This window comes from Sphingomonas profundi (assembly GCF_009739515.1).
GTDB lineage: Bacteria > Pseudomonadota > Alphaproteobacteria > Sphingomonadales > Sphingomonadaceae > Alterirhizorhabdus > Alterirhizorhabdus profundi.
The window spans coordinates 836,208-862,788 of sequence record NZ_CP046535.1 but is presented as its reverse complement, the minus strand read 5'-3'; the positions used below and the strand labels follow the sequence as shown (position 1 = coordinate 862,788).

The following is a 26,581-nucleotide window of genomic DNA, read 5'->3' as shown; positions in this document are numbered from 1 at the left end:
CCGGGCGGTGACGCACAGGGCGGATGAGGCCGCCGCCGACGACGATCGCGCCGCCGCCGCCGCGCTGCGCGAAGGCCGGCCGGCGCTCGTGTGGCGCCGGCAGATCGCCGACGTGGACACGCCGGTGGGCGCGGCGCTGCGGCTGATCGAGCCCGGGCGCGGCGATTTCCTGCTCGAATCGGTCGAGGGCGGCACCGCGCGCGGTCGCTACACCCTGCTCGGCCTCGCTCCCGATCTCGTCTTCCGGGCGGAGGGCGCCGCCGCCGCGATCAACCGCCGCTGGCTCACCGATCGCGACGCCTTCGAACCCTGCGGGCAGGATGCGCTCGCCGCGATGCGCGCGCTCGTCCGCGCGTGCCGGATGGACGTGCCGGCGGGGCTGCCCCCCACCCTCGCCTGCCTCGTCGGCTATTTCGCCTATGAGACGGTCGGCCTGGTCGAGGCGCTGCCCCGCCCCGCGCCCAACCCGCTCGATTTGCCGGACATGCTGTTCGTGCGCCCCACCCTGATCCTCGTCTTCGATCGGCTGGCGGATGCGCTGTTCCTCATCGCCCCCCTGTGGTCCGCCGACGATGCCGATGCCGCCGTGGCCGGCGCGCTGGAGCGGATCGAGGCCGCCGCCGCCCGCCTCGCCGCCCCCCTGCCGGCGCGGTCGCGCGGCGGCGCCGCCCTTGCCCCGCCCGAGCCCCGGCCGGCGCTGCCGCCGGGCCGCTATCGCGAGATGGTGCTGGCGGCGAAGGACTATATCGCCGCCGGCGACATCTTCCAGGTCGTGCTGGCGCAGCGTTTCTCCACGCCCTTCCCGCTGCCGCCGTTCGATCTCTACCGCGCGCTCCGGCGGATCAACCCGTCGCCCTTCCTCTATTATCTCGATCTGCCGGGCTTCGCGCTGATCGGGTCGTCGCCGGAAATCCTCGTCCGCGCGCGAGACGGCGAGGTGACGATCCGGCCGATCGCCGGCACGCGCCCGCGCGGCCGCACCGCGGCGGAGGACAACGCCCATCGCGACGCCCTGCTCGCCGATCCCAAGGAGCAGGCCGAGCATCTGATGCTGCTCGATCTCGGCCGCAACGATGTCGGCCGGGTCGCCGCCGCCGGCACGGTGACGGTGACGGACAGCTACACGGTCGAGAAATACAGTCACGTCATGCACATCGTGTCGAACGTGGTCGGCCGCCTGGCGCCGGACAAGGATGCGCTGGACGCCCTGTTCGCCGGCTTCCCCGCCGGCACCGTCTCCGGCGCGCCCAAGGTCCGCGCGTGCGAGATCGTCGCCGAGTTGGAGCCGGAGACGCGCGGGCCATACGCCGGCGGCGTCGGCTATTTCTCGCCGGACGGATCGATGGATTCCTGCATCGTCCTGCGCACGGCGGTGGTGAAGGATGGCGTGATGCACGTGCAGGCCGGCGCCGGCATCGTCGCGGACAGCGATCCGGAGGCGGAACAGCGCGAGTGCGAGGCGAAATCGGGGGCGCTGCTGGCCGCCGCGCGCGAGGCCGTGGCGCAGGCGGGCGAGACCGGCTTCGGCCAGTAGCCCCCCGGCCGTCGCCTATTCCGACCGCGCGCCGGCAAAGGCGATCACCGCCCGCGTCACCCCCTGCATCATCCGCATCCGCACCGGAATGGGCTGGCGGGTGCTGGCGATCATCACCGCCACGGCAAAGGTGCGCCCGTCCGGCGCGGTCAGCAGGCCGACATCGTTGTAGCCCGTGGCAAGGCTGCCGAGCTCCTGCCCGGTGCCGGTCTTGTGGGCGAAGGCCCAGTCCTCGGTAAGTCCGCCCTTCAGCCGCTGCGGCCCGGTCTTGCTCGATGCCATGATCGACAGCAGCGTCTGCGTGGACGACGGCGAGAGCAGATCGCCCTTGCGCAGCCGGGCCAGCGCGGCGGCGATCGCCTCCGGCTGGGCGCCGTCCATCGGATCGGCGAGGTAGCGTTCCATCGCCGCGCGCCGCGTTTCCAGCGACAGGGCGGCGCGGGCGACCAGCCAGCCCTGCCCGCCGGCATATTCGGGCTTCCACTCCATGCCGGCGATGCGGCTCTGCAGCAGCGTCTCGCCCGGGCCGAAGGCGATGCCGGGCAGGGCCGCGCGGGTGAAGAACGCGCGCACCGCGCCCGGCCCGCCCACCCGCTTCAGCAGCACGTCGTTGGCGGTGTTGTCGCTCTGCGTCATGGCGATGGTCAGCAGGTTGCGGATGCTGGTGGTGAAGCCGTCCGGCCCCATCATCGCGCGCACGGGCTGGTGGAACAGCGTCAGGTCCGTCCGCCGCACCGTGATCGGGTCGTCCAGCCGCAGCACGCCATGGTCGGCGGCGTCCAGCAGGGTCAGCGCCACCCACAATTTGCTCACGCTCTGCTGGGGGAAGCGGCCGGTGCCGTTCCACGATACGCTCCAGCCCGCCTGCACGTCCCGCACGGCGATGCCGACGACGCCGTCGAAGCCGCGGCCCAGCCGCTCTATCTCCGACAGCAGCATCGCCGGCGGGCGCGGCGTGGCGCCCGGCGGCACCCGCTGCGGCTGCACGACGCGCACCGGCGGCGGCGGCGCGGGCGCCGGTGCGGAGGGCGAGACGCAGCCGGCCAGGGCCAGCGCCATGCCGATCAGCGCCGCCCCCGCGCGGCCCGTGTTGATGGTCATCGGTGCGGTCCCCCGGCGCGGCGGGCCGATCCCCGTCGCGCCCCCGACTTGTCCCGCCTCAAGGTGAATCCCGGATGAATCCGCCGGATGGATGCGATCAGAGCACCGCCTCGACCAGCCCGAGCGAGACGGCCTCGTCCGCCTCGATATACCAGTTGTACGGCGCCTTCCGCAGCACCTCCTCCATCGTCACGCGCGATCCCAGGATCAGGCTGGCGAAGCCCTCGTTCTGGATCGCGATCGAGCTCTCGATCTCGTGCAGCAGCGCCGTCACGCCGGCGATGCAGCTCGTCAGCGGCCCCTCCACATGCAGGTCCTTCTTCAGCTTGCGCTCGTGGATCATCAGGCGGGTGCCGCGCGTCAGATAGCGGTTGCCGCGCGCGAAGAAGCTCATGAAGGTGGTGCCGGCCGAGTAGATCGCCGCCTTGCCGAGGAACACGATGCGCCGCTCGGGCGCGAGATCGCTGTGGAAGCGCACATCCTCCCCCATCATGCGCGCCACTTCCGGATCGCCGCCCAGCGTCGTCAGCTCGATCACGACCAGGCCGGATTCGGCCGCCGCATCGAACTGGCGGCGAAACTCCCTGTACATGTCGTAGTCGACCGTGCCCGAGAGCAGGATCGCCGGCGTGCGGAAATCGGCCGGCTGCAGCATTCCGTCGCTCATTATCGCTCCGCCCCCGGGGTCAATGGCGCCGGAACGCCGCCTTCGCCAGATCGATCCGCGGTCAGGCGCGATAGGCGAACAGGCCGATGCCGAACAGGCCGAACAGCCCGCCGGTCAGCCGGTTGAACAGTCGCCGCCGCGACACGCTGGAGAGATAGGCCGCCAGCCGCCGCCCGCCGGCCGCATAGGCCAGGTAGCAGCACACCTCGATGGTGGCGAAGGTGGCGACCAGGATCGCGAACTGCGGCCCCCACGGCCGGTCGGCATGGATGAACTGCGGGAAGAAGGCGGCGGCGAACACGATCAGCTTGGGGTTGCTCAGGCCGGTGAACAAGGCGGTGCGGTACATCACCAGCGGCGGCAGCGGCCGCGTGGCCGCCACGGTCGGCGCGCCGTCCACCGCCGCATCCTCCGCCGTCCAGCTCTTCCAGGCGAGCCACAGCAGATAGGCGACGCCGATGTAGCGCAGCACCTCGAACAGCCCGCGCGACGTCATCAGCAGCGCGCCCAGCCCCAGCGAGGAAGCGGTGACGCACAGCAGCACGGCGGAGAGGCAGCCGGCCATCGCCACGGTGCTGGCGCGAAAGCCGAAGCGCACGCTGCGCGTCATGATGTGGAGCATGTTCGGCCCCGGCGTCGCCGCGATCAGCGCGGTGGCGCAGGCGAAGATCCACCATGTCGTCACGTCCATGCCCCGGCCCCTTTCGCCACCGGCTGTAGCAGATCAGATCGGCAGGTGCGTCGTCGATTTCACCTCTTCCAGCACGGCGTAGGTCCGCGTCTCGCGCACGCCCGGCATCGCCGCCAGGATGCCGCCCAGGAACGCGCGATAGGCCGCCATGTCCGATACCCGCACCTTCAGCAGATAGTCGAAGCCGCCGGCCACCATGTGACACTCCAGCACCTCCGGCACGGAGCGGACGTGCGCGGCGAAGGCGGCGAACACGTCGTCGGTCGTGCGGTCCAGCAGCACCTCGATGAACACCAGCAGCGACAGGCCGAGGCGATCGGGCGCGAGCAGCGCGGCGAACCGCTCGATCACGCCGGCGGCGCGCAGCCGCTTCACCCGCTCGAAGCAGCTCGCCGGCGACATGCCGGCCGCCGCCGCCAGCGCCTGGTTGGTGATTCGCCCGTCCGCCTGCACTATGCGGAGAATTCGGAGATCGGCGTCGTCGAGCGAAGGATCTTTGGTCGGATGCGTCATCGCTGCCAACCTTACGCCTAAAGCGGTCGAATGACGAAGCACATTCGACAGCGTTTCGTCTAATCATCCCGCGTCCGCCCGTCCCGGAGAGGAGCCGAGCACTGCCCGAAGGATCCTTCGGGATGGCGTCTCGTCCCGGTCCGTGATTCCCCGGCACGAGCGGACTGGTTCGCAGGAGACGCCGATGACCCCCACCCTCTCCACCTGGAACGCGCTGGACGACATCAAGTATCGCGACGAGGGCGAGGCGGTCGCCGATCTGCTCGCGCGTCAGCCGCTGTCGCCGGCCGATCGCGCCGCGATCGTGACCGAGGCGACGGCGCTGGTGGCGGCCGCGCGCAACTCCGCCCAGCGCCAGGGCGTGGTGGAGAGCTTCCTCCAGGAATTCTCGCTCGGCACGAAGGAGGGGCTCGCGCTGATGTGCCTCGCCGAGGCGCTGCTCCGCACGCCGGACGCCGACACGCGCGACCGCCTGATCGCCGAGAAGATCGGCTCGGCCGACTGGTCCAGCCATCTCGGCGCGTCGGACAGCCTGTTCGTCAACGCCTCCACGATCGGCCTGATGCTGACCGGCCGGCTGATCGACGTGGACGATGAGGCCCGGCGCGACACCGGCGGCTGGCTCAAACGGCTCGCCAGCCGCGTCGGCGAGCCGGTGATCCGCCGCGCGGTGGGCGCCGCCGTGAAGATCATGGGCGAGCAGTTCGTCCTCGGCCGCACGATCGAGGACGCGATCGCCCGTGCGCGCAAGGAGGACACCCTGTGCTCGTTCGACATGCTGGGCGAGGGCGCCCGCACCGCGCACGATGCCGAGCGGTACGAGCGCATCTACGCCGATGCGATCGAGGCCGTCGGCAAGGCCGCGCGCGGCGCCGGGCCGGAGACCGGCCACGGCATCTCGGTCAAGCTCTCCGCCCTCTCCCCGCGCTACGAGGCGGTGCAGGAGGCGCGCGTGTGGAGCGAACTCTTTCCGCGGGTGAAGCGGCTGGCGCTGATCGCCGCGCGGCACGACCTGAACTTCGCGATCGACGCGGAGGAGGCGGACCGCCTCGTGATCTCGCTGAAGCTGTTCGAGCGGCTGGCGCGCGATCCGGAGCTGAAGGCGTGGTCCGGCCTCGGCATCGTCGTGCAGGCCTATCAGAAGCGCGGCACGGCGGTGATCGAGGGGATCGCCCGGCTGGCGCGGGAGAGCGGCCGCCGGATCATGGTGCGGCTGGTGAAGGGCGCCTATTGGGACAGCGAGATCAAGCGCGCCCAGATAGCCGGCCGGCCCGATTATCCGGTGTTCACCACCAAGGCCGCGACCGATCTCTCCTATCTGGTCTGCGCGAAGGCGCTGATCGATGCGGCGCCCGCCCTCTATCCGCAATTCGCCACGCACAACGCCCATACGCTGGCGGCGGTGCGCCACATGGCCGCCGACCGGGGCGTCACGATCGAGCATCAGCGGCTGCACGGCATGGGCGAGGCGCTCTACCGCGCCGGCGATACGCGCTACGGCAAGGCGCGGCTGCGCGCCTACGCGCCGGTCGGCGGGCATGAGGAGCTGCTGCCCTACCTCGTCCGCCGCCTGCTGGAGAACGGCGCCAACACCAGCTTCGTCCACGCCCTGCTGGACGAGCGGGTGCCGGCCGATCAGGTGGTGCAGGATCCGATCGGCATCGTGCAGGCGCAGCCGCATCGCCACCCGAAGATCCCGGTGCCGGCCGATCTCTACGGCCCGGCGCGGCGCAATCCGCTAGGCCGCGACTATTCGATCGTGGCGACGCAGATCGCCGCGGAGCGCGCGCGATCGCTGACGGCGCGGGAGCGGATCGTCGCCGGCCCGATCGTCGGCGGCACCCTGCGCCAGGGCGACGGCGCGGCCCGGCCGGTGACGAGCCCGGCCGATCGCCGGCTCGTGCTGGGCGAAACGTCTGACGCGACGGCGGCCAACGTCGATGTCGCGGTGGCGGCGGCACGCAAGGCGCAGCGCGCGTGGGACCGGGTGGGCGGCCCCGCCCGCGCTCTCACCCTGCGGGCGATGGGCGACGCGCTGGAGGCGGACATGGACCGGCTCGTCGCCCTGCTCTCGCTGGAGGCGGGCAAGACCCTGAACGACGGCGTGGCGGAAGTGCGCGAGGCGGTGGATTTCTGCCGCTACTACGCCCACCTCGCGGAAAAGCAGTTCGCCGGCCCGGTGACGCTCGCCGGCCCGGTGGGCGAGACGAACCAGCTGGAGTTGCGCGGGCGCGGCCTTTTCGTATGCATCAGCCCGTGGAACTTCCCGCTGGCGATCTTCACCGGCCAGATCGCGGCCGCGCTGGCGGCGGGCAATGCCGTGCTGGCCAAGCCCGCCGAGCAGACCGTGCTGATCGCGGCGGAAGCGGTGCGGCTGTTCCACAAGGCCGGGCTCGATCCCGATCTGCTGGCGCTGCTGCCGGGCGACGGCGCCGCGATCGGCCCCGTCCTCACCGGCCATCCGGGGGTGGACGGCGTCGCCTTCACCGGCGGCACCGATACCGCCGCCGGCATCAACCGCGCGCTCGCCGCACGGCCCGGCCCGATCGTGCCGTTCATCGCGGAAACCGGCGGGCTGAACGGCATGTTCGTCGATACCACCGCGCTGAAGGAGCAGGTGGTCGACGACGTGATCCTCTCGGCCATCGGCTCGGCCGGGCAGCGCTGCTCGGCGCTGCGCATTCTCTATCTGCCGAGGGATTCGGCCGACGAGCTGATCGCCACCCTGGGCGGCGCGCTGGATGCGCTGGTGATCGGCGATCCGGCGCTGCCGGGAACCGACATCGGCCCGGTGATCGACGAAGCGGCGCGCGACGATCTCGATCGCCACGTGGCCCGGCTGGAGCGCGATGCGAAGATCCTGTTCCGCAAGCCGATCGGCGACCGTCGTGAGGCCGGCGCCTATTTCGGCCCGGTGATCGCCGAGGTGCCGACGCCCGACTTCCTGGAACGGGAGGTGTTCGGCCCCATCCTGCACGTCTACCGCTACGATCCGGCGAAGCTGGCGGAAACGGCGGGCGCGCTCGCCGCGCGCGGCTACGGCCTCACCCTCGGCGTGCACAGCCGGATCGAGGCCTTCGCCGCGGACGTGCGCGATCTCGTGCCCGCCGGCAACGTGTATGTGAACCGATCGATCATCGGCGCGGTGGTGGGGGTGCAGCCGTTCGGCGGCGAGGGCCTGTCGGGCACCGGCCCCAAGGCCGGCGGCCCGCACGCGCTGCTGCGCTACGCGGTGGAGCGCGCCGTCTCGGTCAACATCACCGCCCAGGGCGGCGATCCGGCGCTGCTGAACCTGTAGCGGCAGGCTCCGGCGCTTTGCTCATGCAGCAGGAACGCTGAGCCCGGCGAGGGCTATCGCCGCATCAGCCCCATCGCGCGCAGCACCAGATAGGTGCCGACCGCCGTCGCCAGCGCCAGCATCAGCGCCACGAAGGTGCCGGCGCTGGTCCGCTCCAGCGGCATGCCGCCGGTGTTCATGCCGAAGATGCCGGTGATCAGGGTCGCCGGCAGCATCAGCGCGGTCATGATCGAGAGCACGTAGAGGTTCTGGTTCGTCCGCTGGCCGGACTGGATGTCGATCTCGTCGCGCAGCAGGCGCAGCTGGCTCTGCACGCCGCCGAGATCGCCGTCGAGCCCGGAGAGGCGCTGGGAGAGCCGCGCGACCGTCGCCAGCAGCGCCGCCGGCAGATCCTCGTCCTCTTCCAGCCGCACGAACACGCCGCGCATCCCGTCCGTCAGGCGGTGCAGCTGGGCCAGCCGCCGGCGGATGCCGATCAGCGTGCGGGTGGTCGGCGCGTCCAGACCTTCGAGGAAGGCGTCCTCCGCCTCCTGCACGGCCAGGCTCATCTCGCGGCCCAGGCCGGCGACGATGCCGGCGATCGTGCCGACGACCAGATCCAGCGCCGCCGCCGGGCCGTCCAGCGGCGGGCCGCGCGTCAGCCGTTCCTTCACGATGTCGGCGGAGCGCAGCGGATGGTGCCGCGCGGTAACGATCAGGCGCGGCGCCAGCGCCACCCGCAGCGCACCCACGCGCGCGGTATCGACCACGTCGAAGTCCCGCTCCAGATCGTGCAGCACGCAGCCGACGACATCGCCGTCGATCAGCGCATGCTGGTGCGTCTCGGCGGAGAGCAGCAGCTCGCGCACGCCGTCGGTAAGCTCGTCGCAGGTGGCGATCCAGTGGCGCGTGCCCTGATCGGCCAGGTTCAGGTGCAGCCAGCGGAAACCCTCCGCCGGCGTCTCCTCGCAGGTGGAGACGCGCGCCGCGCCCGCATCGGCAAAGGCGAAGCCCCAGATCAGGCCGGCGCGCGGCGGCTCGAACGAGAACCCCGTGGGGATGCGTTCGGCCGCCGCGTCGCCCGCCGGCGCCGGCTCAGAAGATGACGGAGAAGAGCGCGTAGAGCAGCCCCGCGAGCAGGATGGAGACCGGGAGCGTCAGCACCCAGGCCATCAGCATGTTGCGGATCGTGCTCATCTGCAAGCCCGATCCGTTAGCCGCCATCGTGCCCGCCACGCCGGAGGAGAGCACGTGCGTGGTCGATACCGGCAGGCCCAGCGCGTCGGCCGAGAAGATCGTCCCCATCGCCACCAGCTCGGCCGATGCGCCCTGCGCATAGGTGAGGTGGGTCTTGCCGATCTTCTCGCCCACCGTCACCACGATGCGCTTCCAGCCCACCATCGTGCCCAGGCCCAGGGCGAACGCCACCGCCACCTTCACCCAGGTCGGGATGAAGCGCGTGCCGCTGTCCAGCGACTTCTTGTAAGTGGTCAGCGTGTCGACCTCCTGCTCGGAAAGGCCGGCCGCCTTCTCCTTGCCCAGATGCTTGATCGCCTCGGCGGAGAGATACATGTCGTTGCGGATGTTGCCCACGGCCGCCGCCGGCACCTGCGCCAGCGATCCGTAGCCCATCACCTGCTTGTCGATGTCGATCACCAGCGTGCTCAGCGCCGGCAGCGTGTTGGGCGAGTAGGCCTTGTCGGCGATGTAGCGTGTCACCGCGGTGCGCGCCTGCGCCGGATCGCCGGCGACGACCTGGCCCACATGCGGCCGCAGCATCTCCGACACGGCCAGCGAGCGGCTGTGGAACTCGGCGGTATATTGCGCCGGCACCGCGCGGTTCAGCGCATAGGCGGTGGGCACCGTGCCGATCAGGATCAGCATGATCAGGCCCATGCCCTTCTGCCCGTCGTTCGATCCGTGGGCGAAGCTGACGCCGGTGCAGGTGAAGATCAGCAGGCCGCGGATCCACCAGGGCGGCGGCAGGCCGGCCTGCGGCTCGCGATAGAGCGCCTCGTTGCGCACCAGCAGCTTCATCGCCAGGAACAGCAGGGCGGCAAGGCCGAAGCCGATCAGCGGCGAGAACAGCAGCGCCTCGCCGATCTCGGTCGCCTTGCCCCAGTCCACGCCGGAGGTGCCGCTCTTGCCGTGCATCAGCGCATTGGCCACGCCCACGCCGATGATCGATCCGATCAGCGTGTGCGAGCTGGAGGAGGGAATGCCCAGCGACCAGGTCGCCAGGTTCCACATGATCGCGGCGATCAGCAGCGCGAACACCATCGCGAAGCCGGCGTCCGATCCCACCTGCAGGATCAGCTCCACCGGCAGCAGCGAGACGATACCGAACGCCACCGCGCCCGTTGAGAGCAGCACGCCGAGGAAGTTGAAGAAGCCGGACCACACGACGGCCACGTTCGCCGGCATGGCGTTGGTGTAGATCACCGTGGCCACGGCGTTGGCGGTATCGTGGAAGCCGTTGACGAACTCGAACCCGAGGGCGATCAGCAGGGCGACGAACAGCAGCACGTACGGCAGGTAGGCGGTGGCGACCACCCCCACCGCGGTCGCGTCCGAGTAGACGCTGTAGGCGACATAGGCGATCGCCGCGACGACCGCGGCGAGGAAACCCATCTTCCCGGCGACGCCGAGCCCCTTGTCCAGATCCGGTCGGGAGCTGTGCCCCGCCGCTGCGATGGTGGCGTTCATGAATCGTGTCCCCGCTGGTGGCTGGACCCCGGTGTAATGCTGCATTGTGACACGCATGTTGCCCAACATGGCTGAGGCTGCCTTGGGGGCGTGGGAACGACCCCGGCACGACGGGAACATTCGCCGCGCCGCCGCGCTTCCCGCCTCGACTGATCAGAGGAGGCGGCCGTGGAAGACCAGCGGGTTTGGGCGTTCGAGGAAGGCCTGTGGACCGGCTATGCCGACCATTATCGCGCGGCGATCGACGATGCCTGCGTGATGGTGCTGCCGACCATCCCCTACGTGCTGAGCGGCGCGGAGGCGATCGAGGCGGTGGCAGAGACCCCGCGCTGGTCGCGCGTCAGCTTCGCCGACGGGCGGATCATGCGGCCGCAGGAAGGGCTGATCGTGATCGCCTATAGCGCCACGGCCGAGGCGGACGACGGCCGCGCCTACCATGCCTACTGCACCTCCACCTACCGCCGGCTGGCGCATGAGGAGTGGCGCGTCGTCCAGCACCAGCAGACCCCGCCGCTCACCGCCGGCGGCTGAACCGCCCCATCTTTGCGCTGGCGGTTCCGGCGGCGCCGCTGCTAGGTCGACCGATGAGCGACAGCGAAACGGACCTGGCGGATGCGCGCCCCGGCACGGAGCGCGCCGACATCGCCCGCGCGATAAGCGTGGTGGAACTGTTCACGATCGGCGTCGGCCCGTCCAGCAGCCACACCGTCGGGCCGATGCGCGCGGCCTTCGACTTCGCCGATCGCGTGGTGGCGCGGGGGCCGGTCGCGCGGGTGCAGTGCGAGCTGTTCGGCTCGCTGGCGCTGACCGGCCACGGCCACGCGACCGACTCGGCGATCCTGCTCGGCCTCTCCGGCGCGACGCCGGAGACGATCGATCCGGATGCGATCCCAACCGCCCTGGCCGCGATCCGCGAGAGCGGCACACTGCCGCTGGCGGGCGGGACGCCGGTGCCGTTCGTGGAGCAGGGCGACCTGCTGTTCCGCCGCGGCACCTTCCTGCCCGGCCACGCCAATGCCATGCGCTTCACCGCCTGGGCGGCGGACGGCGGGATCGAGCAGGCGGTCTATTTCTCGATCGGCGGCGGCGCGATCCGGCGCGAGGGCGAGCCGGCGGCGCGCGTCAACATCACCCTGCCCTATCCCTTCTCCTCCGGTGCCGGGCTGCTGGAGATCGGCGACGCCACCGGCCGCTCCATCGGCGAGATCGTCGCCGCCAACGAGCGCGCCTGGCGATCGGACGAGGAGACCCACGCCTTCCTCGATGCGGTGCGCGAGGCGATGCTCGCCTGCGTCACGCGCGGCTGCGCGGCGGACGGGATGCTGCCCGGCGGCCTGAAGGTGCGCCGCCGCGCCAAGGATCTGCACGATCGCCTGCTCGCCCGCGGGCCGCGCAGCGATCCGTCCACCGTGTTCGAGTGGGTGAGCCTCTGGGCGCTGGCGGTGAACGAGGAGAATGCCGCCGGCGGCCGCGTCGTCACCGCGCCTACCAACGGTGCTGCCGGCGTGCTGCCGGCGGTCCTCAAATATTATGAGGTGTTCACCGCCGCCCCCACCCGCGAAGGCAGCCGCCTGCTGCTGACGACGGCGGCGGCGATCGGCTTCCTCTACAAGAAGCGCGCGTCCATCTCCGCGGCGGAGATGGGGTGCCAGGGCGAGGTGGGCGTCGCCTGCTCGATGGCGGCGGCGGGGCTCGCCGCGGCACTCGGCGCCACCAACCGCCAGATCGAGAATGCGGCCGAGATCGGCATGGAGCATAATCTCGGCCTCACCTGCGATCCGATCGGCGGCCTCGTCCAGATCCCCTGTATCGAGCGGAACACGATGGGCGCGATCAAGGCGATCAACGCCGCCTATCTGGCCCTGCAGGGCGACGGCCAGCATATCGTCAGCCTGGACGCGGTGATCGAGACGATGCGCCAGACCGGCGAGGACATGCGCTCCAAATATAAGGAGACCAGCCTCGGCGGCCTGGCGGTGAACGTCGTCGAATGTTGAGGCGGCGCCGGCCCTGATTCGCGCCTTCCCTGAGGTGCCGGCGCGCGCGCCTCAATAGTCCTTCGAATATCGCAGGTTCACGCTCGATCCGCCGAACGATCCGGTCTGGGAGAGCACGCTGAGCGCCTTCGACAACGATATCTCCAGCTGCGTGGCGGTGAAGCCGCGCGCATCGGTGATCACCTCCACATAGATGTCGTTGGAGATGTACTGCCCCGCCGCCAGCGCCGTACCGCGCCCGGCCGTCTTGTCCGCGCCCAGCACGCGCAGCCGGTCGATCCCTGTCGCCGAGCGCAGCTTGCCGAGCGGGTTGAGCCCGCCGCCGCCCGATCCGCGCAGCGAGTTGAGCGCGGCCGCCAGCTGGATCGCCTGCGTCGGTGACAGCGACGTCACCGAAGATCCGAACAGCAGGCGCGAGAGCACCTCGTCCTGCGGCAGGTTGGGCGTCGAGGTGAAGCTGATCTGCGGCGCCTGCGCGCGGCCGGCGATCGCGATCGTCGCCGTCACGCTCTCCACCGTGGTGCTGGCGGAGATGTTCAGCTGCGGGTTCAGGAAGTCGCCACCGTCGAACGTCACCTTGCTGCTGTTCGCCAGCTCGAAGCGGCGGCCGGCGAAGGAGTAGGTGCCGCGCAGCACGTCTAGGTCGCCGACGATCACCGGCCGCGTCGCCGTGCCGCCGATCCGCATGTCGGTGCTCCACTCCGCCTCCAGCCCCATGCCGCTCACGAAGATGCGGTTGTCGGCACGGACGCGGATGTCGAGCTTCCAGTTGCTCGGCACCGTCTCGGCGACGGGCTTCACCGGCGGTGCGTTCTTGCGGCGCACGCCTTCCAGCTCGGCCACCTCGGCCGCGCCCTGGCGGATGATCTCGTAGCGCACCTCGGGGATCGTCAGGTCGCCCTTGATCAGCGCGCCCGCCGCCTTGCTATTCGAGATTGCGAGCGTGCCGGAGACGGTGGCGGCGATCGCCTCGCTGCGCGCCAGCTGCGCCCGGCGGAGGTTGACGCGGATGTCCATCGGGAAGCCGCTCGCCGCGTCTAGGCCGACATAGCCGGATGCCGCGATCGTGCCGGTGCCGGCATTGCCGGTGAACTTCGCCAGTTCGAACCGGTTCTGGGTGAAGCGCCCGTCCACCGCGATGTTCGCGATGGTCGTGCCATAGACGTCGTTCTCGTAGCGCAGGGCGTTGGCGCGGACGATGCCGGTGACGTTCGGCTGGCCCAGCCGCCCGCTGAAGTCCGCCGCCACCGCCACCGGCCCGCTCACCTGCTGGCCGGCGATGCCGGTGAGCGTCCACAGCACTTCGGCCGGGCCGTTGTAGCGCACCCCGCCGGAGAGCGCCGCCGCGAACAGGCGGTCGCTAATCGACGCCCCGGCCGGGATCGGCGCCAGCCGCGCCTGCATCCGCCCCACCACCGCGCCGCCGCGCCGGATCAGTGCCCGCACGTCGCCGGCCGTGTTGTCCAGCCGGCCCAGCAGCGCAATGTCCACCGGCTGCGACACCACGAGCGCGCCGGTGCGGGTGAAGCGGGCGATATTCAGCCGGGCATCCACCACCGGCAGGCCGCCGCCGGCCGGCAGGCGCATCTCCACCGTGCCGCTCGCCTTGCCGCCCAGGCCCAGGCCCGGCACCGCCGCCTGCACGATCGAGAGATCGAGATTGTTCAGCCGCGCGGTCGCCTGCGTGGTGGCGCCGTAGCGGCCGGCGATCAGCACCTGCCCCTGCGGCAGCACCACCGTCGCCGGGCTCAGCACCCACTCAGCGCCGGCCTTGCGGATCTCGGCCGGGCTCGCCAGACGGAAGGCCAGGTTGTTGACCGATCCCTTCGCGTTGGCGCGGATCAGGGTGGGCGAGAGGGCGGCCTGCGCGGCGATGTCGAACGGCACGCCGCTGCGCCCCTTGGCGATCACCGCCGCCGTGCCGCGCCCGCCCTGATAGTTCACCCGTCCCTGCAGGCTGGTCAGCACGAACGACCCTTGCGTCACATCAGCCAGGGCCGCGCTCGCCTGGATCGAGGGCGCGTTCGGGTACAGGATCGCCGTGGCGCGGATCACGCCGCGGCCGATGGTGATCGGCACGTCGCCGGGGATGCGCGCGGCGGACGCGCGCACGTCCACGTCGGCGCGCTGGTTGGCGCCGGCGGCGGCCAGCCGCACCGTGCCGTTCAGCCCCGATCCGGCGAGCGTCAGCGTGCCGGCGAACGGCCCGGCCGGCGTCGCCACCAGATTGCCGCGGAAGTCCACGCCGGCGAAGCGGGCGGTGGCGATGTCGATGGCCAGCGGCCCGCGCCCCGATCGGATCAGCACGTCGGCGTTGAACGGCCCGTAGGGCGATCCGCCCCGCGCGACGACGCGATAGCCGGCGGCCGATCCCGTCAGGGTCGCCTCCACGTTGGACAGCTGCACGCCCACATAGGGCCGTGGCGCGACCAGCTTCACCACCGGCCGCTCCAGGGTGCCGGATGCGGTCACGCTGAACGGGCCGTAGAGCTTGGACTGCCCCTGCGCCCTGAACGCAATCCGCCCGTCCGGCGCGTAGCGGCCGCTGCCGCCCGTCACCCGCAGGTTCGGTGCCGTGACGCGCAGGTTGCTGACGGAGGCGATCCCGTCCTCGTCGAAGCCCACGTCGGCGGTGATGACGGCATTGCCGCCCAGCTGGTCGCGGATCGAGGCATTGTCCAGCCGCCGTGTCGTCACCCGCACGCGGCCCTTGATGCCGAAGCCGCCCTTCGGCCCGGTGACGAGGTTCGCATCGGTGACGAGGTTGATGCGGCCTAGCCCGTCGACCTGATAGTCGTTCACCCGGCCCTTCAGCGCGCCGGTATAGGTGCCCTTGCCGAAATCCGCGATCACGATGGCGGTGGCGTCGATCCGGTCCGATCGCAGCCGGATATTGTCGGAGATCAGCCGCCCGCCGGTGTAAGCGAGGTTGCCGTTGATCGCGATGTTGGTCAGCAGGCCGCCGGCCGCCGCGTTCAGCCCGGTCACGCGCCGCGCGGTGGCGTTCACGGGTATGCGGATGCGATCGGTGTCGATCACCGCCCGTCCGCTCGCCTGCACGCCTTCGATCCCCATCGTGCCGAAGCTGGCGGCGGCGGCGCTCAGGCGATACTCGACCGTCGGCGTGGCGAACGGCCCGTCCAGCGTGGCGGCGAAGCGGATGTCGCGCCCGGCGGCATTGTCGGCGATGGCGCCTGGGCGCAGCAGCTGGCCCTGCACCCTGAACCCGCCGAGCCGGCTATTGGCGAGATCGATCAGGCCGGCGGCATCCACCGCCATCGCCGCCGATCGCGCGTGCAGCACGGTATCGGCCTTACGGTCGGCCAGCTTCGCGGTGGCGTCGATGGCGATCGCCGGCTCGGTCAGCCGCGCCGCCGGGCCTGTGAGGATGACGCCGGGCATCACATCGCCCCTGGCCGCGAAGGTGCCGTCGCGGCCGGTCAGCGCCAGATCGGCGATCACCTGCCCGCCCACGGTGCCGCTGGCCCGCCCGGCCCAGTTCGCCCAGTCGCCGCGCCCGTCGATCGAGAGCGAGACCGGCTTGCCCAGGCCCGCATAGCTGTCCACCAGCCCGCCGGCCGGCGCCGCCAACTTCGCGTCGATCAGCAGCCGGTTGGCATCGGGCACCGCATCCAGCCTCAGGGTGAGGCGATCGCCGCCCGCCACGCCGGCCGCGCGGATGGCGTCGGCATCGGCGTTTATCCGCGCGCGTCCGTCGGCGATGTCGGCGGATCCGGCAAGGCGCACGATGTGCCGCTTGCCCGTCACCGGCGGCTCCACCACGAAACGGTCGATCGCCAGCCGGCCGATCGCCAGGTCGATGTCCGGCAGGGTCGGCGCGTTCGGATCGGAGGGAACGGGCTTCAGCTCAGGCAGGCGCAGCAGCGTCATCGTCGCCGCGCTCGCCTCGCGCACGTCCACCTTGCTGTTGATGTAGGCGAACGGCCGCCAGTCCACCGTCACGGCGGGCGCCGTCAGGAAGGCGCCTTTGGGATCGCGCACCTCCAGCCCCACCAGGGTCATGCGGCCGTAGATCGATCCGTCGATCCGGTCGACGTGGAAGGCCATGCCGCTCTCGGTGGTGAAGCCGCCGATCTGCCGCGCCATGAAGGCGCGGCCCGGCCCGGTATTGATGCCTACCAGCAGCGCCGCCACGATCAGGACGATCGCGGCAAGGCCGATGCCGACCCATTTCAGCGTGGTGCGAAGGGCGGGGTTCATCAGAACGCCTGCCCGATGGAGATGTAGAGCGCGACCTTCGACTCGCCCGGCTGGCGGTTGATCGGGGTGGCGATGTCCACCCGCATCGGCCCGAAGTTCGTGTAGTAGCGCCCGCCGATGCCGGCACCGTAGCGCAGGCCCGAGAGGCTCGGCGTCGATCCCTCGCCCACCCGTCCGGCATCGAAGAAGGGCACGATGCCGAAATTGCCGAAGCGGTAGCGCGCCTCCACCGCGAACTCGGTCAGCGATCGGCCGCCGAGCGGATCGTTGTTCGCGTCCTTCGGCCCAAGCTCCTGAAAGCCGAAGCCGCGCACCGATCCGCCGCCGCCGGCGTACAGCCGGCGGGAGGGCGCGATGCTGTCCCGCGTGGCGCCGACGATCGATCCCAGCCGCGCGCGGCCGGCCAGCACGATCGATCCGGTCGCGGGAAAATAGGCGCTCGTCTCCAGCAGCATGCGGGCATAGCCGTCGAAGCCGCCGCCGCCGCCGCGCCGCTGCGCCTCCGGGCTCAGCCGGCCGGAGACGCGGAAGCCGCGCGTGGGATCGAGCAGGCTGTCCGATCCGTCATAGCCCAGCTGCAGCGGCAGGGCGGCGATCAGGTAGGTGCTGCGCGTGCGATCGGTGTCGTTCGCCACGTTGCGCGTCTCGCGCGTGGCGATCAGCTCCGTGCCGATCGAATAGGTCCATTTCTTCTGCCAGATCGGCGTGCTGGTGCGGGCAAGGCTGGCGGCCAGGCTCGCCGTCTCGGCATCATAGGCGTCGAACCGCTGCCGCGCGACGGAGGCGTTGGCCTGGAAGGTGCGATCGCGCCTGCCGGCATTCGATCGGCGGAAGGTGGTGCCCACGCTCTGCTGCTGGGTGCCGGCCACCGCCTCCACCGTCAGTGCGCCCTCCGGCGGGAACAGGTTGCGGTGGGTCCACGATCCGGTCAGCTTGATGCCCTCGCCGGTGCCATAGCCGGCGCTCGCCGCCAGGCTGCGCCACGGCCCCTTGGCCTGCCGCACCAGCAGGTCCACCGCCTCGGTGCCGTCCGGGTTGATCGTGCCGGTCCGCACCGGCTCCACCGCGACGGACTGGAACAGGCTGGTCGCCACCAGCGCCTGCCGCAGGTCGTCCACCTTGCGGCTGTCGTACAGCTCGCCCGCCTTGAAGCGCGGGAAGATCGCCAGATGGTCCACCGCGAACACCGGGTCTCCCGCCGCGCGCAGCGCGCCGAAGGAGGAGCGCGGCCCCGCCGTCACCGGCAGCGTATAGTCGCCGCGATGCGTCGCATCGTCGAGCAGCACGTCGCGCGCGCCGACCGCGACGAAGGGATAGCCCTGCTCCGGCAGCCGCAGCGCCACATTGGCCTCGGCCGTCTCGATCGCGGCGGCGACGATCGGGTCGCCGGTCTTCAGGCCAAGGGCGGCGCGGGTCAGCGGCTGTGCGTTCGGGTCGTCCAGCCGCGTCTCGATCGCGCCCAGCGCGTAGCGGTCGCCCGGCGTGGCGGCGATCGTCACCGCCACCTGCCCCGGCGCATCGCCGACGGGATCCACGGTGGCGACGGCGAGCCCGTCATAATAGCCTTCGGACCGCAGCAGCCGCTCGATCAGCTTCACATCCTCGTCCGCGCGCGCCTGCACCTGCGTGGCGTTGGCCGCCTTGCCCTTGCCCTTGCGCAGCGCCGAGAGCGCCTTGAACGCGTCGTCTAGGGACACGGCGTCCAGCCCCGTCACCTTGCTGGTGTAGCGGATGCGCGCGTCGGGATCGGCCTTGGGCTGCGTCGTGGTCGCAGGCGGCGGGGTCGCATCGAAGGTGGCGATCGGCGGCAGCGGCCGGGCGAGTTCCGGATCGGGCGCCACTGGCGGGATCTGCGCGGGCGTGGCCTCGGCCGGCGGCGCCTGCGTGGCCTCCAGCGGCGGCAGGGCGGCGTCGAACTCCGGATCCACCGGCCCCGGCTGCGCCGTTGCGGCAACGGCGGCCCAGCTGAGGGAGGCCGCGAGCGCGAACCGCGTCAATCTTCGCAACACCGACCCCCGAAACACCCGCGGCGGCCGTCTTACCGCACCCGGATCACCCCGCAAACGCCCGAAACCGCGATCGGATCCATCACCTCCGCCACTTTCTTTATTGAGCCTTTGGCCGGCCCGAGAGTTTGCAGGACGAGTGACGAGAGGGGAGTTTCATGGCGCAGGCGGCAGGGGAAGCGGCATCGGGCAAGCCGAAGGGCCACGGTCGCGAGGCGAGCAGCCCGCTCGCCATGCCGGCGCGCGCCTGGCGGGACATATTGAAGCGCGTCTGGTTCAAGACCGGCACCGACAATATCGGGCTGATGGCCGCCGGCGTCGCCTTCTACTGCTTCCTCTCGATCGTGCCGCTGTTCGGCGCCCTCATCATGACCTACGGCCTGATCGCCGATCCGGCCACCGTCGCTACCCACATGCGCACGATCATCGATCTGGTGCCGGCGGACGCCGCGCGGCTGATCTACGAGCAGCTCGTCAGCGTCACCACCACGGCCGCCTCCAAGAAGGGGCTCGGCCTGCTGCTGGCGCTGCTGATCTCGCTCTACGGCGCCACCCGCGCATCCGGCGCGATCATGGCGGCGCTGAACGTGATCTACGAGCAGGTCGAGCGGCGCAGCATCATCATCACCACCCTGATCTCGTTCGCGATCATCATCGCCGCCGTGATGGTAGGCATTGTCGGCCTGCTCTCCGCCTCGATCCTCGGCTATCTGCAGACCCTGCTCGGCGGCATCGGGCCGGCGGCGGCGGCGATGATCAAGGTGGCGACGTGGCTCGTCGCCGGCACGCTCGCCAGCATGGTGATCGCCGCCACCTACCGCTTCGCGCCCGATCGGGCGGATGCGCGCTGGCGCTGGCTGTCGCTCGGCTCCGCGCTCGCCACGGTGCTGTGGCTGGCGGCCACGCTGGGCTTCGGCTTCTACGCCGCGAAGTTCGGCGACTATAACGCCACCTATGGCTCGCTGGGCGCGGTGGTGGTGCTGCTGATGTGGCTGTTCGTCTCCGCCTACGCGATCCTGCTCGGCGCGACGATCAATGCCGAGGTGGAGCGGCAGACCGCGCAGGACAGCACCACCGGCCGCCCCCGCCCGATGGGCGAGCGCGGCGCCAAGATGGCCGACACCGCCGCCGCCCGGGACTGACCCTCGCCGGCGGATCAGGCGCGCCTGACGCGCTCCCGCCGGCGCCGTGCCCAGCCGAGCGCGGCGGCGGCCGCCACCAGCGCGATGCCGGCCGTGCGGCGCTTGCGCGTGGCCGCCAGCGTGATGCCGGTCGTCAACAGCGCCTGTTCGATCGAATCGTCCTCCACGCCCACGCTGCGCTGGGCGAAGCGGGCGGCGAAGGCGGTGGAGAAGCGTCGGGCGAGCATCACGTTCTTTCCTCCGGAGGAAGGCGGTTGTACGCGCCGCACTGCAACACAGGCGGCGCGGACGGAGAAACACATGGCGGACGAGAATGAGCCCGGCGAGATCGCGATCGCCGGCGACGGCCTGTCGGCGGCGATCAGCCCGCTCGGCGCGGAGCTCCGGATCCTGCGGGACGCGGCCGGCCGCGATCTGCTGTGGGATGGCGATCCGGCCGTCTGGTCCGGCCGGTCGCCGCTGCTGTTCCCGATCGTCGGCGGCCTCGCGGGTGGTCGCTACCGGCTGGACGGGCAGAATTATGAGCTACCGCGCCACGGCTTCGCCCGCCGCCGCCGCTTCGCCCTGCTGGAACAGGCGCCCGCCGCCGCCACCTTCCGGCTGGAGGCGGACGAGGAGACGCGCGCCGCCTATCCCTTCGCCTTCCGGCTGGACATGCGCTACGCGATCGCCGCCGCCACGATCCGGCTGGAGGCGACGGTCGCCAATCTCGGCGATACGGCGATGCCGGCCAGCTTCGGCTTCCACCCCGCCCTGCGCTGGCCGCTGCCCTATGGCGCGCCGCGTGCCGACCACCGCATCCGTTTCGGCGCGAACGAGCCCACGCCGATCCGCCGTCTGGACACCGCCGGCCTCGTCGATCCGCGGCTGCGGCCCAGCCCGATCGCCGGCGATACGCTCGCCCTCGACGACGATCTGTTCGTCGAGGATGCGATCATCCTCGATCGGCCGGCCAGCCGCAGCCTGCTCTACGGCGCCGCCGCCGGGCCGCAGTTGCGGATCGACTATCCGGACATGCCGATGCTGGGCCTGTGGTCCAAGCCCGGCGCCGGCTTCCTCTGCATCGAGCCGTGGCAGGGCTTCGCCGATCCGGCGGGCTTCGACGCGGACCTGTTCGCCAAGCCCGGCATCGTCATCATCCCGCCCGCCGGCCGGCGCACATTCGCGATGAGCATCACGCTTCTGCCTTGACGAACGCCGTTCGAGCGCCAATTAGATGCCAAGGCAAGTTTTGTGGTGGCAACAATGGCCGAGACATACGATCGGGCGGAGCAATATACGGCGACGAACAGCCTCGGCTATCTGCTGCGGCGCGCGCACAAGCTCACCATGCAGGTCGGCGAGGAGAGCTTCTCCGACGAGGATCTGAGCTTCACCCAGTGGGTCGCGCTGATCCAGCTGCGCGACGGCCTGGTCGACACGTGCGGCGCGCTCGCCCGCTGCCTCGGCCATGACGGCGGCGCGACGACGCGCATGCTGGATCAGCTGGAGGAGCGCGGCCTGATCGCGCGCCAGCGCAGCACCAGCGACCGGCGCGTCATCCATCTCTCGCTCACGCCGGTCGGCCGGGATGCCGCGAACCGGCTGGTGCCGCGCGTCGCCGGCCTGTGGGACATGCTGATGGAGGCGTTCACGCCGGAGGAGGATGCGATGCTGCTGTCGCTCCTCCGCCGCCTCATCGATCGCCTGTCCGCCGTGCAGAGCGGCGAGGCGCGGCCATGAGGCGGCTGCTTCCGGTCGCCGCGTCGCTGGCGCTCGCCGGGTGCGCGGGCCTGCCGCCGCGCGCCGCCGCGCCCGTGCCGATCGCCGCCGGGCAGCTTGGGCTGGCGGCCGCGCCGCTGCCGCCGGTCGCGCCCGATTGGTGGACGGCGCTGGGCGATCCGCAGCTCGATCGGCTGATGGCGGCGGCGCTGGCGCACGAGCCGTCGCTCGATGCCGCCCTCGCCCGCCTGGCCGCCGCCCGCGCCACCCTGGCCGAGACGGACTCGGTCGACGATCCGCAAGGCGCGCTCGATGCCTCGCTCGATCGCCAGCGGCTCAGCGGCCGATCGACGATCCCGCCGCCGTTCGCGGGCAGCACCCGCTGGATCGCCAGCGCGCAGGCCGGGCTTGGCTGGACGCTCGATCTGTTCGGCCGTCAGAAGGCGCTGATCGCCCAGGCCGGCGCCGGCGCCGACGCGGCGGCGCTGGATGCCGCCGCCGCGCGGCTGGCGATCGTCAGCGGCGTCGCCTCCGCCTACGTCGATCTCGCCCGCGCCTATGCGCTGGCCGATGTGGCGCGCGATCTCGTCGCCTCGCGCGACCGCTCGCTCGCGCTCGCCAACACCCGCATCCGTACCGGCCTCGCCAGCGATTTCGACGCGCGCGCCGGCGAGACGCTGCTGGCCGAGGCGCGGCAGGCGCAGATCCGGGCCGAGGCGGGGCGCACGCTCGCCGTCCACGCGCTCGCCGCCCTCGTCGGGCGGGGCGCCGATTTCTACGCGCAGGTGGGGCGGCCCACGCTGGATGCGAACCGCCTCGCCGCCCTGCCGCAGGCGCTGCCGGCGGATCTGCTCGGCCGCCGGCCGGATCTGCTCGCCGCGAGAGCACGGATCGACGCGGCCGTCGCCGGCCGCACCGCGGCGCGGGCGGACTTCTACCCGAACGTCGATCTGCGGGCGCTGATCGGGCTCTCCGCCATCGGCATCGGCAACGTCTTCAGCACCGACGCGCGCACCTATGGCGGCGGCGCGGCGCTGCACCTGCCGCTGTTCGACGGCGGCCGTCTGCGTGCCGCTTACGCCGGCGCCGACGCCCGCGTCGCTTTGGCCGTGGCAGACTATGACGGGGCGGTGCTGCGCGCCGTGCGCGAGGCGGCCGACGCTCTGGCCCAGGTCGCCGACACCGAGCGTGACCTTGCCGAGCAGCGCCGCATCCTGGCCGGGCTGAACGCCACGATCCGGCTGGATCGCACCCGCGTGCGCACCGGCCTCGGCTCCCAGCTGGACGTGCTGGAGACGGGCACGCGCGTCCTTTCCGCCCGACAGGCGGAGGCCGGCCTCGTCGCCGATGCCGCGCTCCGTCGCGTCCAGCTGCTGATCGCCGTGGGCGGCGGCTTCACCCCCGCCGCCGCCAGCCCCGCCGTGGAGTCGAGCCGATGAACCAGGAAAGCAGGCCGCCGGCGATCCCCGTGGAGGCGGTCGCGCCCGATCCTGCAGCGGCGAAGGATCCCCGCCGCCGCCGCTGGTTCGCGATCCTGGGCGCCGTCGTGCTGCTCGGCGCGATCGCCTGGGGCATCCACGCCCTGTTCTTCGCCGGCGCGGTGGAAGGCACCGACGACGCCTATGTCGCCGGCGACGTCGTCTCCATCACCGCGCGCGAGGCGGGCACCGTGATCGGCCTGCATGCCGACGATACGGAGAGCGTGCGGCGCGGCCAGCGGCTGATCGATCTCGATCCCGCCACGGCGGACGTCGCGATGGCGCAGGCCGAGGCCGATCTGGCCCGCGCCGTGCGCGCGATCCGCTCCGATTTCTCCTCGCTGGACGAGGGCGGCGCCGAGGTGGCGCAGGCGGAGGCGCGGCTCGCCAGCGCGCAGAACGATTATGGCCGCCGCCGCGCCGCCGCCGTGGACGGCGCCGTCTCCGGCGAGGAGGTGGCCCATGCCGCCGACGCCGTCACCCTCGCCCGCGCCGCGCTGAACGTGGCGCGCAGCCGCCTCGCCCAGTCCCGCACCACGGTGCAGGGCGTGCCGGTTGCCGAGAACCCGGCCGTGCTCGCGGCGATCGCCGCCGTGCGCCGGGCGGCGATCGTGCAGAGCCACATGCGCATCGTCGCGCCGGTGGAGGGCGTGGTCGCGCGGCGCAGCGTGCAGCTGGGCCAGCAGGTCGCCGCCGGCACGCCGCTGATGGCGGTGGTGCCGCTGAACCGCCTGTGGGTCGACGCGAACTTCCGCGAGACGCAGCTGCGCCGGCTGCGCATCGGCCAGCCGGTGGCGATCCGGGCGGACGTGTACGGCGGCGATGTCGTCTATCACGGTCGCGTGCTGGGGCTCGCGGCCGGCAGCGGCAACGCCTTCGCGCTGCTGCCGCCGCAGAACGCATCGGGCAACTGGATCAAGATCACCCAGCGCGTGCCCGTGCGCATCGCGCTCGATCCGCGCGAGCTGGCCGCCCACCCGCTGCGCATCGGCCTCTCCGTGACGGCGTCGGTGGACGTGGCGAACGCCGGCGGCAGCCTCCTCCCCCGCCCCGCCGCTTCGTCGCTGCGGATGGACCAGCCGACCGCCGACGATACGAAGATCGAGGCGCGCATCCGCCGGATCATCGCCGCCAACGCGGCCGCCGCGGGATGAGCGGGGCGGATGCCGGCCAGGCGCCGCTGGCCGGCGGCGCGCTGGCGCTCACCGCGCTGGGGCTGGCGCTCGGCACGTTCATGCAGGTGCTCGATTCGACGATCGCCAACGTCTCCCTCCCCACGATCGCCGGCAATCTGGGCGAGAGCACCGACAGCGGCACGTGGATCATAACCTCCTTCGCCGTCGCCAACGGCATCGCCCTGCCGCTGACCGGATGGCTGATGGGCCGCTTCGGCGTGGTGCGCACCTTCGTCTCCTCGGTCGCGCTGTTCACCCTCGCCTCCTTCCTCTGCGGCATCGCGTGGGATCTGAACTCGCTGATCCTGTTCCGCATCGTGCAGGGCGCCGTCTCCGGGCCGATGATCCCGGGCTCGCAGACGCTGCTGATCGCCATCTTCCCGCCGCAGAAGCGTTCGCTCGCGCTCGGCATCTGGTCGATGACGACGCTGACCGCGCCGGTGATGGGGCCGATCCTGGGCGGCTACATCTCCGACAACTTCCACTGGGGCTGGATCTTCCTCATCAACGTGCCGTTCGGCCTGGTCGCCGCGCTCGTTTCCTGGCGCTTCCTGCGCACGCGCGAGACGGCGACGCGATCCCTGCCGATCGACAAGGTCGGCCTGCTGCTGCTCGCCTTCTGGGTCGCGTCGCTCCAGCTCGTGCTCGATCTCGGCAAGAATGCGGACTGGTTCCACAGCCCCGTGATCGTCCTGTTCACCCTCTGCGCCGCGATCGGCTGCGCGGCGTGGGTGATCTGGGAACTGACCGAGCGGTTCCCGGTCGTCGACCTATCGCTGCTGCGCGGGCGGAACTTCGCCCTGGGCACGGCCGCCTTCTGCCTCGGCTACGCGCTGTTCTTCGCCAACACGCTGCTGATGCCGCTGTGGCTGCAGACCCAGCTCGGCTACACCGCCACCTGGGCGGGCATGGTCGCGGCACCCAGCGGCGTGGTCGCGGTGCTGCTCACCCCGCTCGTTGCGCGGCTCGGCGGCAAGGTGGATGCGCGCTGGATGGCGACCGTGTCCTTCCTCGCCTTCGCCGCCTCCTTCTTCATGCGCGGCCAGCTGACCACCTATTCCAGCATCACCAACTTCATGATGCCGATGCTGGTGCAGGGCATCGCGATAAGCACCTTCTTCGTGGCGATGATCAACATCTCGCTGGACGGGATCGCGCCGGAACGGGTGCCCTCGGCCACGGGCATCTCCAACTTCGCGCGTATCACCGGCGGCAGTTTCGCCGCGTCGCTCGTCACCACGATGTGGGACCGGCGCGAGGCGCTGCACCAGAGCCGGCTGGCCGAGGCCGTGACGGCGGACGGCGACGCCTACCGGCACACGGCGGCGCAGCTGAACATGCAAGGCCTGGACGGGTTCCAGAGCATGGCCGTCGCCACCCGCCAGCTGGTGGGCCAGGCCTATCTGCTCGCCTCGATCGATCTGTTCACTGCCTGCGGCTGGCTGTCGCTGGCGATGATCGCGCTGGTGTGGATGGCGCGCCGTCCCAAACCCCTGAGCGGCCCGGTCGCCGTAGATTGACCCCGTTCGATCGTCCCGTTTCGAGGCGAGTGTAGGCGGCTCGACTAGAATAAGTTATTGTCCTCAAAGACCGGTTAATGATTAACCCGAATCGGACACTTGGGGGAATTCAATGGACATCGTGACCGCTTCGGACGAAAGGCTCGGTGCATCTGCGCGACGGCGGAGCCATCGGCCAGAAGTCGAGGCGACTCGTCTGCGGATTCTACGCGCGGCCGAGCGGCTGTACGCCGAGCGCGGCTTCGACGGCGCCTCGCTGCGGGAGATCGCGATCGCCGCCAACCAGGGCAACAACAATGCCGTGCAATATCATTTCGGCAGCCGCGACAAGCTGATCGACGCCATCTTCCACCAACGCGTGGCGGAGATGGAGAGCGAGCGGCAGGCGCTGCTCGATCAGGCGGAGGCGGACGGCCGCCTGGCCGACACCGGCACCCTGCTGACGATCCTCTCCGTGCCGCACCTCTCGCTGTGCGACGATCGCGGCCATCATCCCCACGCGGGCTTCCTGCTGCACTATCTGATCCGCCGCATGCCGGACGGCACCGTGCGCGGCCTGAGCACCGCCTTCACCGGCGCGCCGGCGATGTGCCGCCTGCTCAACCTGATCCAGCAGCTGATGGCCGATCTGCCGACCGACATCGCCCAGACCCGCGTCACCCTGTGCGCGCTGATGTTCCTGAACCTGCTGGTGCAGCATGACGCCGCCAACCCCCAGGCCGGCGATCCGGTCGCGCTGGCGCGCCATGCCACCGACACGATCGAAGCGATGACGGCGGCCCTCAGCGGACCCTGCAGCGCCTAGAGCCGACTATCGCAAAGCGTGTCCGGGCCGCGCGAGCGCGGCCCGGA

Annotated in this window: 20 protein-coding genes; 11 read left to right on the top strand and 9 right to left on the bottom strand. The window is 71.3% G+C overall.

Annotation, left to right across the window (positions count from 1 at the left end; all coding sequences use genetic code 11):
* The first annotated feature begins 7 nt into the window (after positions 1–7).
* Positions 8–1,534 carry an anthranilate synthase component I family protein gene (locus GNT64_RS03920; RefSeq protein WP_156678325.1) on the top strand — a complete coding sequence of 509 codons (1,527 nt, stop codon included), beginning with the start codon at positions 8–10 and terminating at the stop codon, positions 1,532–1,534.
* A gap of 15 nt (positions 1,535–1,549) precedes the next feature.
* Here the strand turns inward: GNT64_RS03920 and GNT64_RS03915 are convergent, their stop codons facing one another.
* The 4 genes from GNT64_RS03915 to GNT64_RS03900 form a co-directional block, all read right to left on the bottom strand.
* Complete coding sequence (locus GNT64_RS03915) at positions 1,550–2,635, bottom strand: serine hydrolase (RefSeq protein ID WP_156678324.1); 1,086 nt, start codon at positions 2,633–2,635, stop codon at positions 1,550–1,552.
* A 97-nt stretch (positions 2,636–2,732) separates the two neighbouring features.
* A complete protein-coding gene (locus GNT64_RS03910) occupies positions 2,733–3,302 on the bottom strand; it encodes a Clp protease/crotonase-like domain-containing protein (RefSeq protein ID WP_156678323.1) in 570 nt (189 codons plus the stop codon).
* 61 nt (positions 3,303–3,363) lie between these two features.
* Entirely contained in the window at positions 3,364–3,993 is a 630-nt protein-coding gene (locus tag GNT64_RS03905) for a LysE family translocator (protein ID WP_156678322.1), read from the bottom strand.
* Positions 3,994–4,026: 33 nt separating this feature from the next.
* The gene (locus tag GNT64_RS03900) at positions 4,027–4,506 is read right to left on the bottom strand and encodes an Lrp/AsnC ligand binding domain-containing protein (RefSeq protein WP_156678321.1); all 480 of its coding nucleotides are present in this window, start codon (positions 4,504–4,506) and stop codon (positions 4,027–4,029) included.
* A 184-nt stretch (positions 4,507–4,690) separates the two neighbouring features.
* On the opposite strand from GNT64_RS03900, the gene putA reads away from it, so the two are divergent.
* The gene (gene putA / locus GNT64_RS03895) at positions 4,691–7,804 is read left to right on the top strand and encodes a bifunctional proline dehydrogenase/L-glutamate gamma-semialdehyde dehydrogenase PutA (RefSeq protein WP_156678320.1); all 3,114 of its coding nucleotides are present in this window, start codon (positions 4,691–4,693) and stop codon (positions 7,802–7,804) included.
* A 53-nt stretch (positions 7,805–7,857) separates the two neighbouring features.
* Here the strand turns inward: putA and GNT64_RS03890 are convergent, their stop codons facing one another.
* Positions 7,858–8,802, bottom strand: coding sequence for a CorA family divalent cation transporter (locus GNT64_RS03890; protein WP_277873268.1), 945 nt, complete (start codon positions 8,800–8,802; stop codon positions 7,858–7,860).
* A gap of 76 nt (positions 8,803–8,878) precedes the next feature.
* Entirely contained in the window at positions 8,879–10,489 is a 1,611-nt protein-coding gene (locus tag GNT64_RS03885; RefSeq protein ID WP_156678318.1) for an inorganic phosphate transporter, read from the bottom strand.
* Positions 10,490–10,657: 168 nt separating this feature from the next.
* Between GNT64_RS03885 and GNT64_RS03880 the strand changes: the two genes are divergently transcribed.
* Together GNT64_RS03880 and GNT64_RS03875 are read left to right on the top strand one after the other, a co-directional pair.
* Positions 10,658–11,020, top strand: a complete 363-nt coding sequence (locus GNT64_RS03880; RefSeq protein WP_156678317.1) for a DUF4440 domain-containing protein — start codon at positions 10,658–10,660, stop codon at positions 11,018–11,020.
* Between the two features lie 53 nt (positions 11,021–11,073).
* Entirely contained in the window at positions 11,074–12,486 is a 1,413-nt protein-coding gene (locus tag GNT64_RS03875; protein ID WP_156678316.1) for an L-serine ammonia-lyase, read from the top strand.
* Between the two features lie 51 nt (positions 12,487–12,537).
* On the opposite strand, the gene GNT64_RS03870 is transcribed toward GNT64_RS03875, so the two are convergent.
* Complete coding sequence (locus GNT64_RS03870) at positions 12,538–16,707, bottom strand: translocation/assembly module TamB domain-containing protein (protein ID WP_156678315.1); 4,170 nt, start codon at positions 16,705–16,707, stop codon at positions 12,538–12,540.
* Positions 16,707–18,704 carry an autotransporter assembly complex protein TamA gene (locus GNT64_RS03865; RefSeq protein WP_231639244.1) on the bottom strand — a complete coding sequence of 666 codons (1,998 nt, stop codon included), beginning with the start codon at positions 18,702–18,704 and terminating at the stop codon, positions 16,707–16,709. Before GNT64_RS03865 ends, GNT64_RS03870 begins: the two co-directional genes overlap by 1 nt.
* Before the next feature lie 167 nt (positions 18,705–18,871).
* Here GNT64_RS03865 and GNT64_RS03860 point away from each other — a divergent pair, with 167 nt between their 5' ends.
* Positions 18,872–19,855 carry a YihY/virulence factor BrkB family protein gene (locus tag GNT64_RS03860; RefSeq protein WP_156678313.1) on the top strand — a complete coding sequence of 328 codons (984 nt, stop codon included), beginning with the start codon at positions 18,872–18,874 and terminating at the stop codon, positions 19,853–19,855.
* Between the two features lie 14 nt (positions 19,856–19,869).
* On the opposite strand, the gene GNT64_RS03855 is transcribed toward GNT64_RS03860, so the two are convergent.
* Positions 19,870–20,085: a hypothetical protein gene (locus GNT64_RS03855; RefSeq protein ID WP_156678312.1), complete on the bottom strand. Its 216-nt coding sequence runs from the start codon at positions 20,083–20,085 to the stop codon at positions 19,870–19,872.
* A gap of 70 nt (positions 20,086–20,155) precedes the next feature.
* Here GNT64_RS03855 and GNT64_RS03850 point away from each other — a divergent pair, with 70 nt between their 5' ends.
* From GNT64_RS03850 to GNT64_RS03825, 6 genes are all read left to right on the top strand, one after another.
* The gene (locus tag GNT64_RS03850; protein WP_156678311.1) at positions 20,156–21,046 is read left to right on the top strand and encodes an aldose 1-epimerase family protein; all 891 of its coding nucleotides are present in this window, start codon (positions 20,156–20,158) and stop codon (positions 21,044–21,046) included.
* Positions 21,047–21,100: 54 nt separating this feature from the next.
* Positions 21,101–21,577, top strand: coding sequence for a MarR family winged helix-turn-helix transcriptional regulator (locus GNT64_RS22160; RefSeq protein WP_156678310.1), 477 nt, complete (start codon positions 21,101–21,103; stop codon positions 21,575–21,577).
* Complete coding sequence (locus tag GNT64_RS03840; protein ID WP_156678309.1) at positions 21,574–22,995, top strand: efflux transporter outer membrane subunit; 1,422 nt, start codon at positions 21,574–21,576, stop codon at positions 22,993–22,995. Before GNT64_RS22160 ends, GNT64_RS03840 begins: the two co-directional genes overlap by 4 nt.
* Positions 22,992–24,188, top strand: a complete 1,197-nt coding sequence (locus GNT64_RS03835; RefSeq protein WP_156678308.1) for an HlyD/EmrA/EmrK family protein — start codon at positions 22,992–22,994, stop codon at positions 24,186–24,188. Before GNT64_RS03840 ends, GNT64_RS03835 begins: the two co-directional genes overlap by 4 nt.
* Positions 24,185–25,729 carry a DHA2 family efflux MFS transporter permease subunit gene (locus GNT64_RS03830; protein WP_156678307.1) on the top strand — a complete coding sequence of 515 codons (1,545 nt, stop codon included), beginning with the start codon at positions 24,185–24,187 and terminating at the stop codon, positions 25,727–25,729. Before GNT64_RS03835 ends, GNT64_RS03830 begins: the two co-directional genes overlap by 4 nt.
* Before the next feature lie 112 nt (positions 25,730–25,841).
* Entirely contained in the window at positions 25,842–26,534 is a 693-nt protein-coding gene (locus GNT64_RS03825; protein WP_156678306.1) for a TetR/AcrR family transcriptional regulator, read from the top strand.
* Positions 26,535–26,581 lie beyond the last annotated feature (47 nt).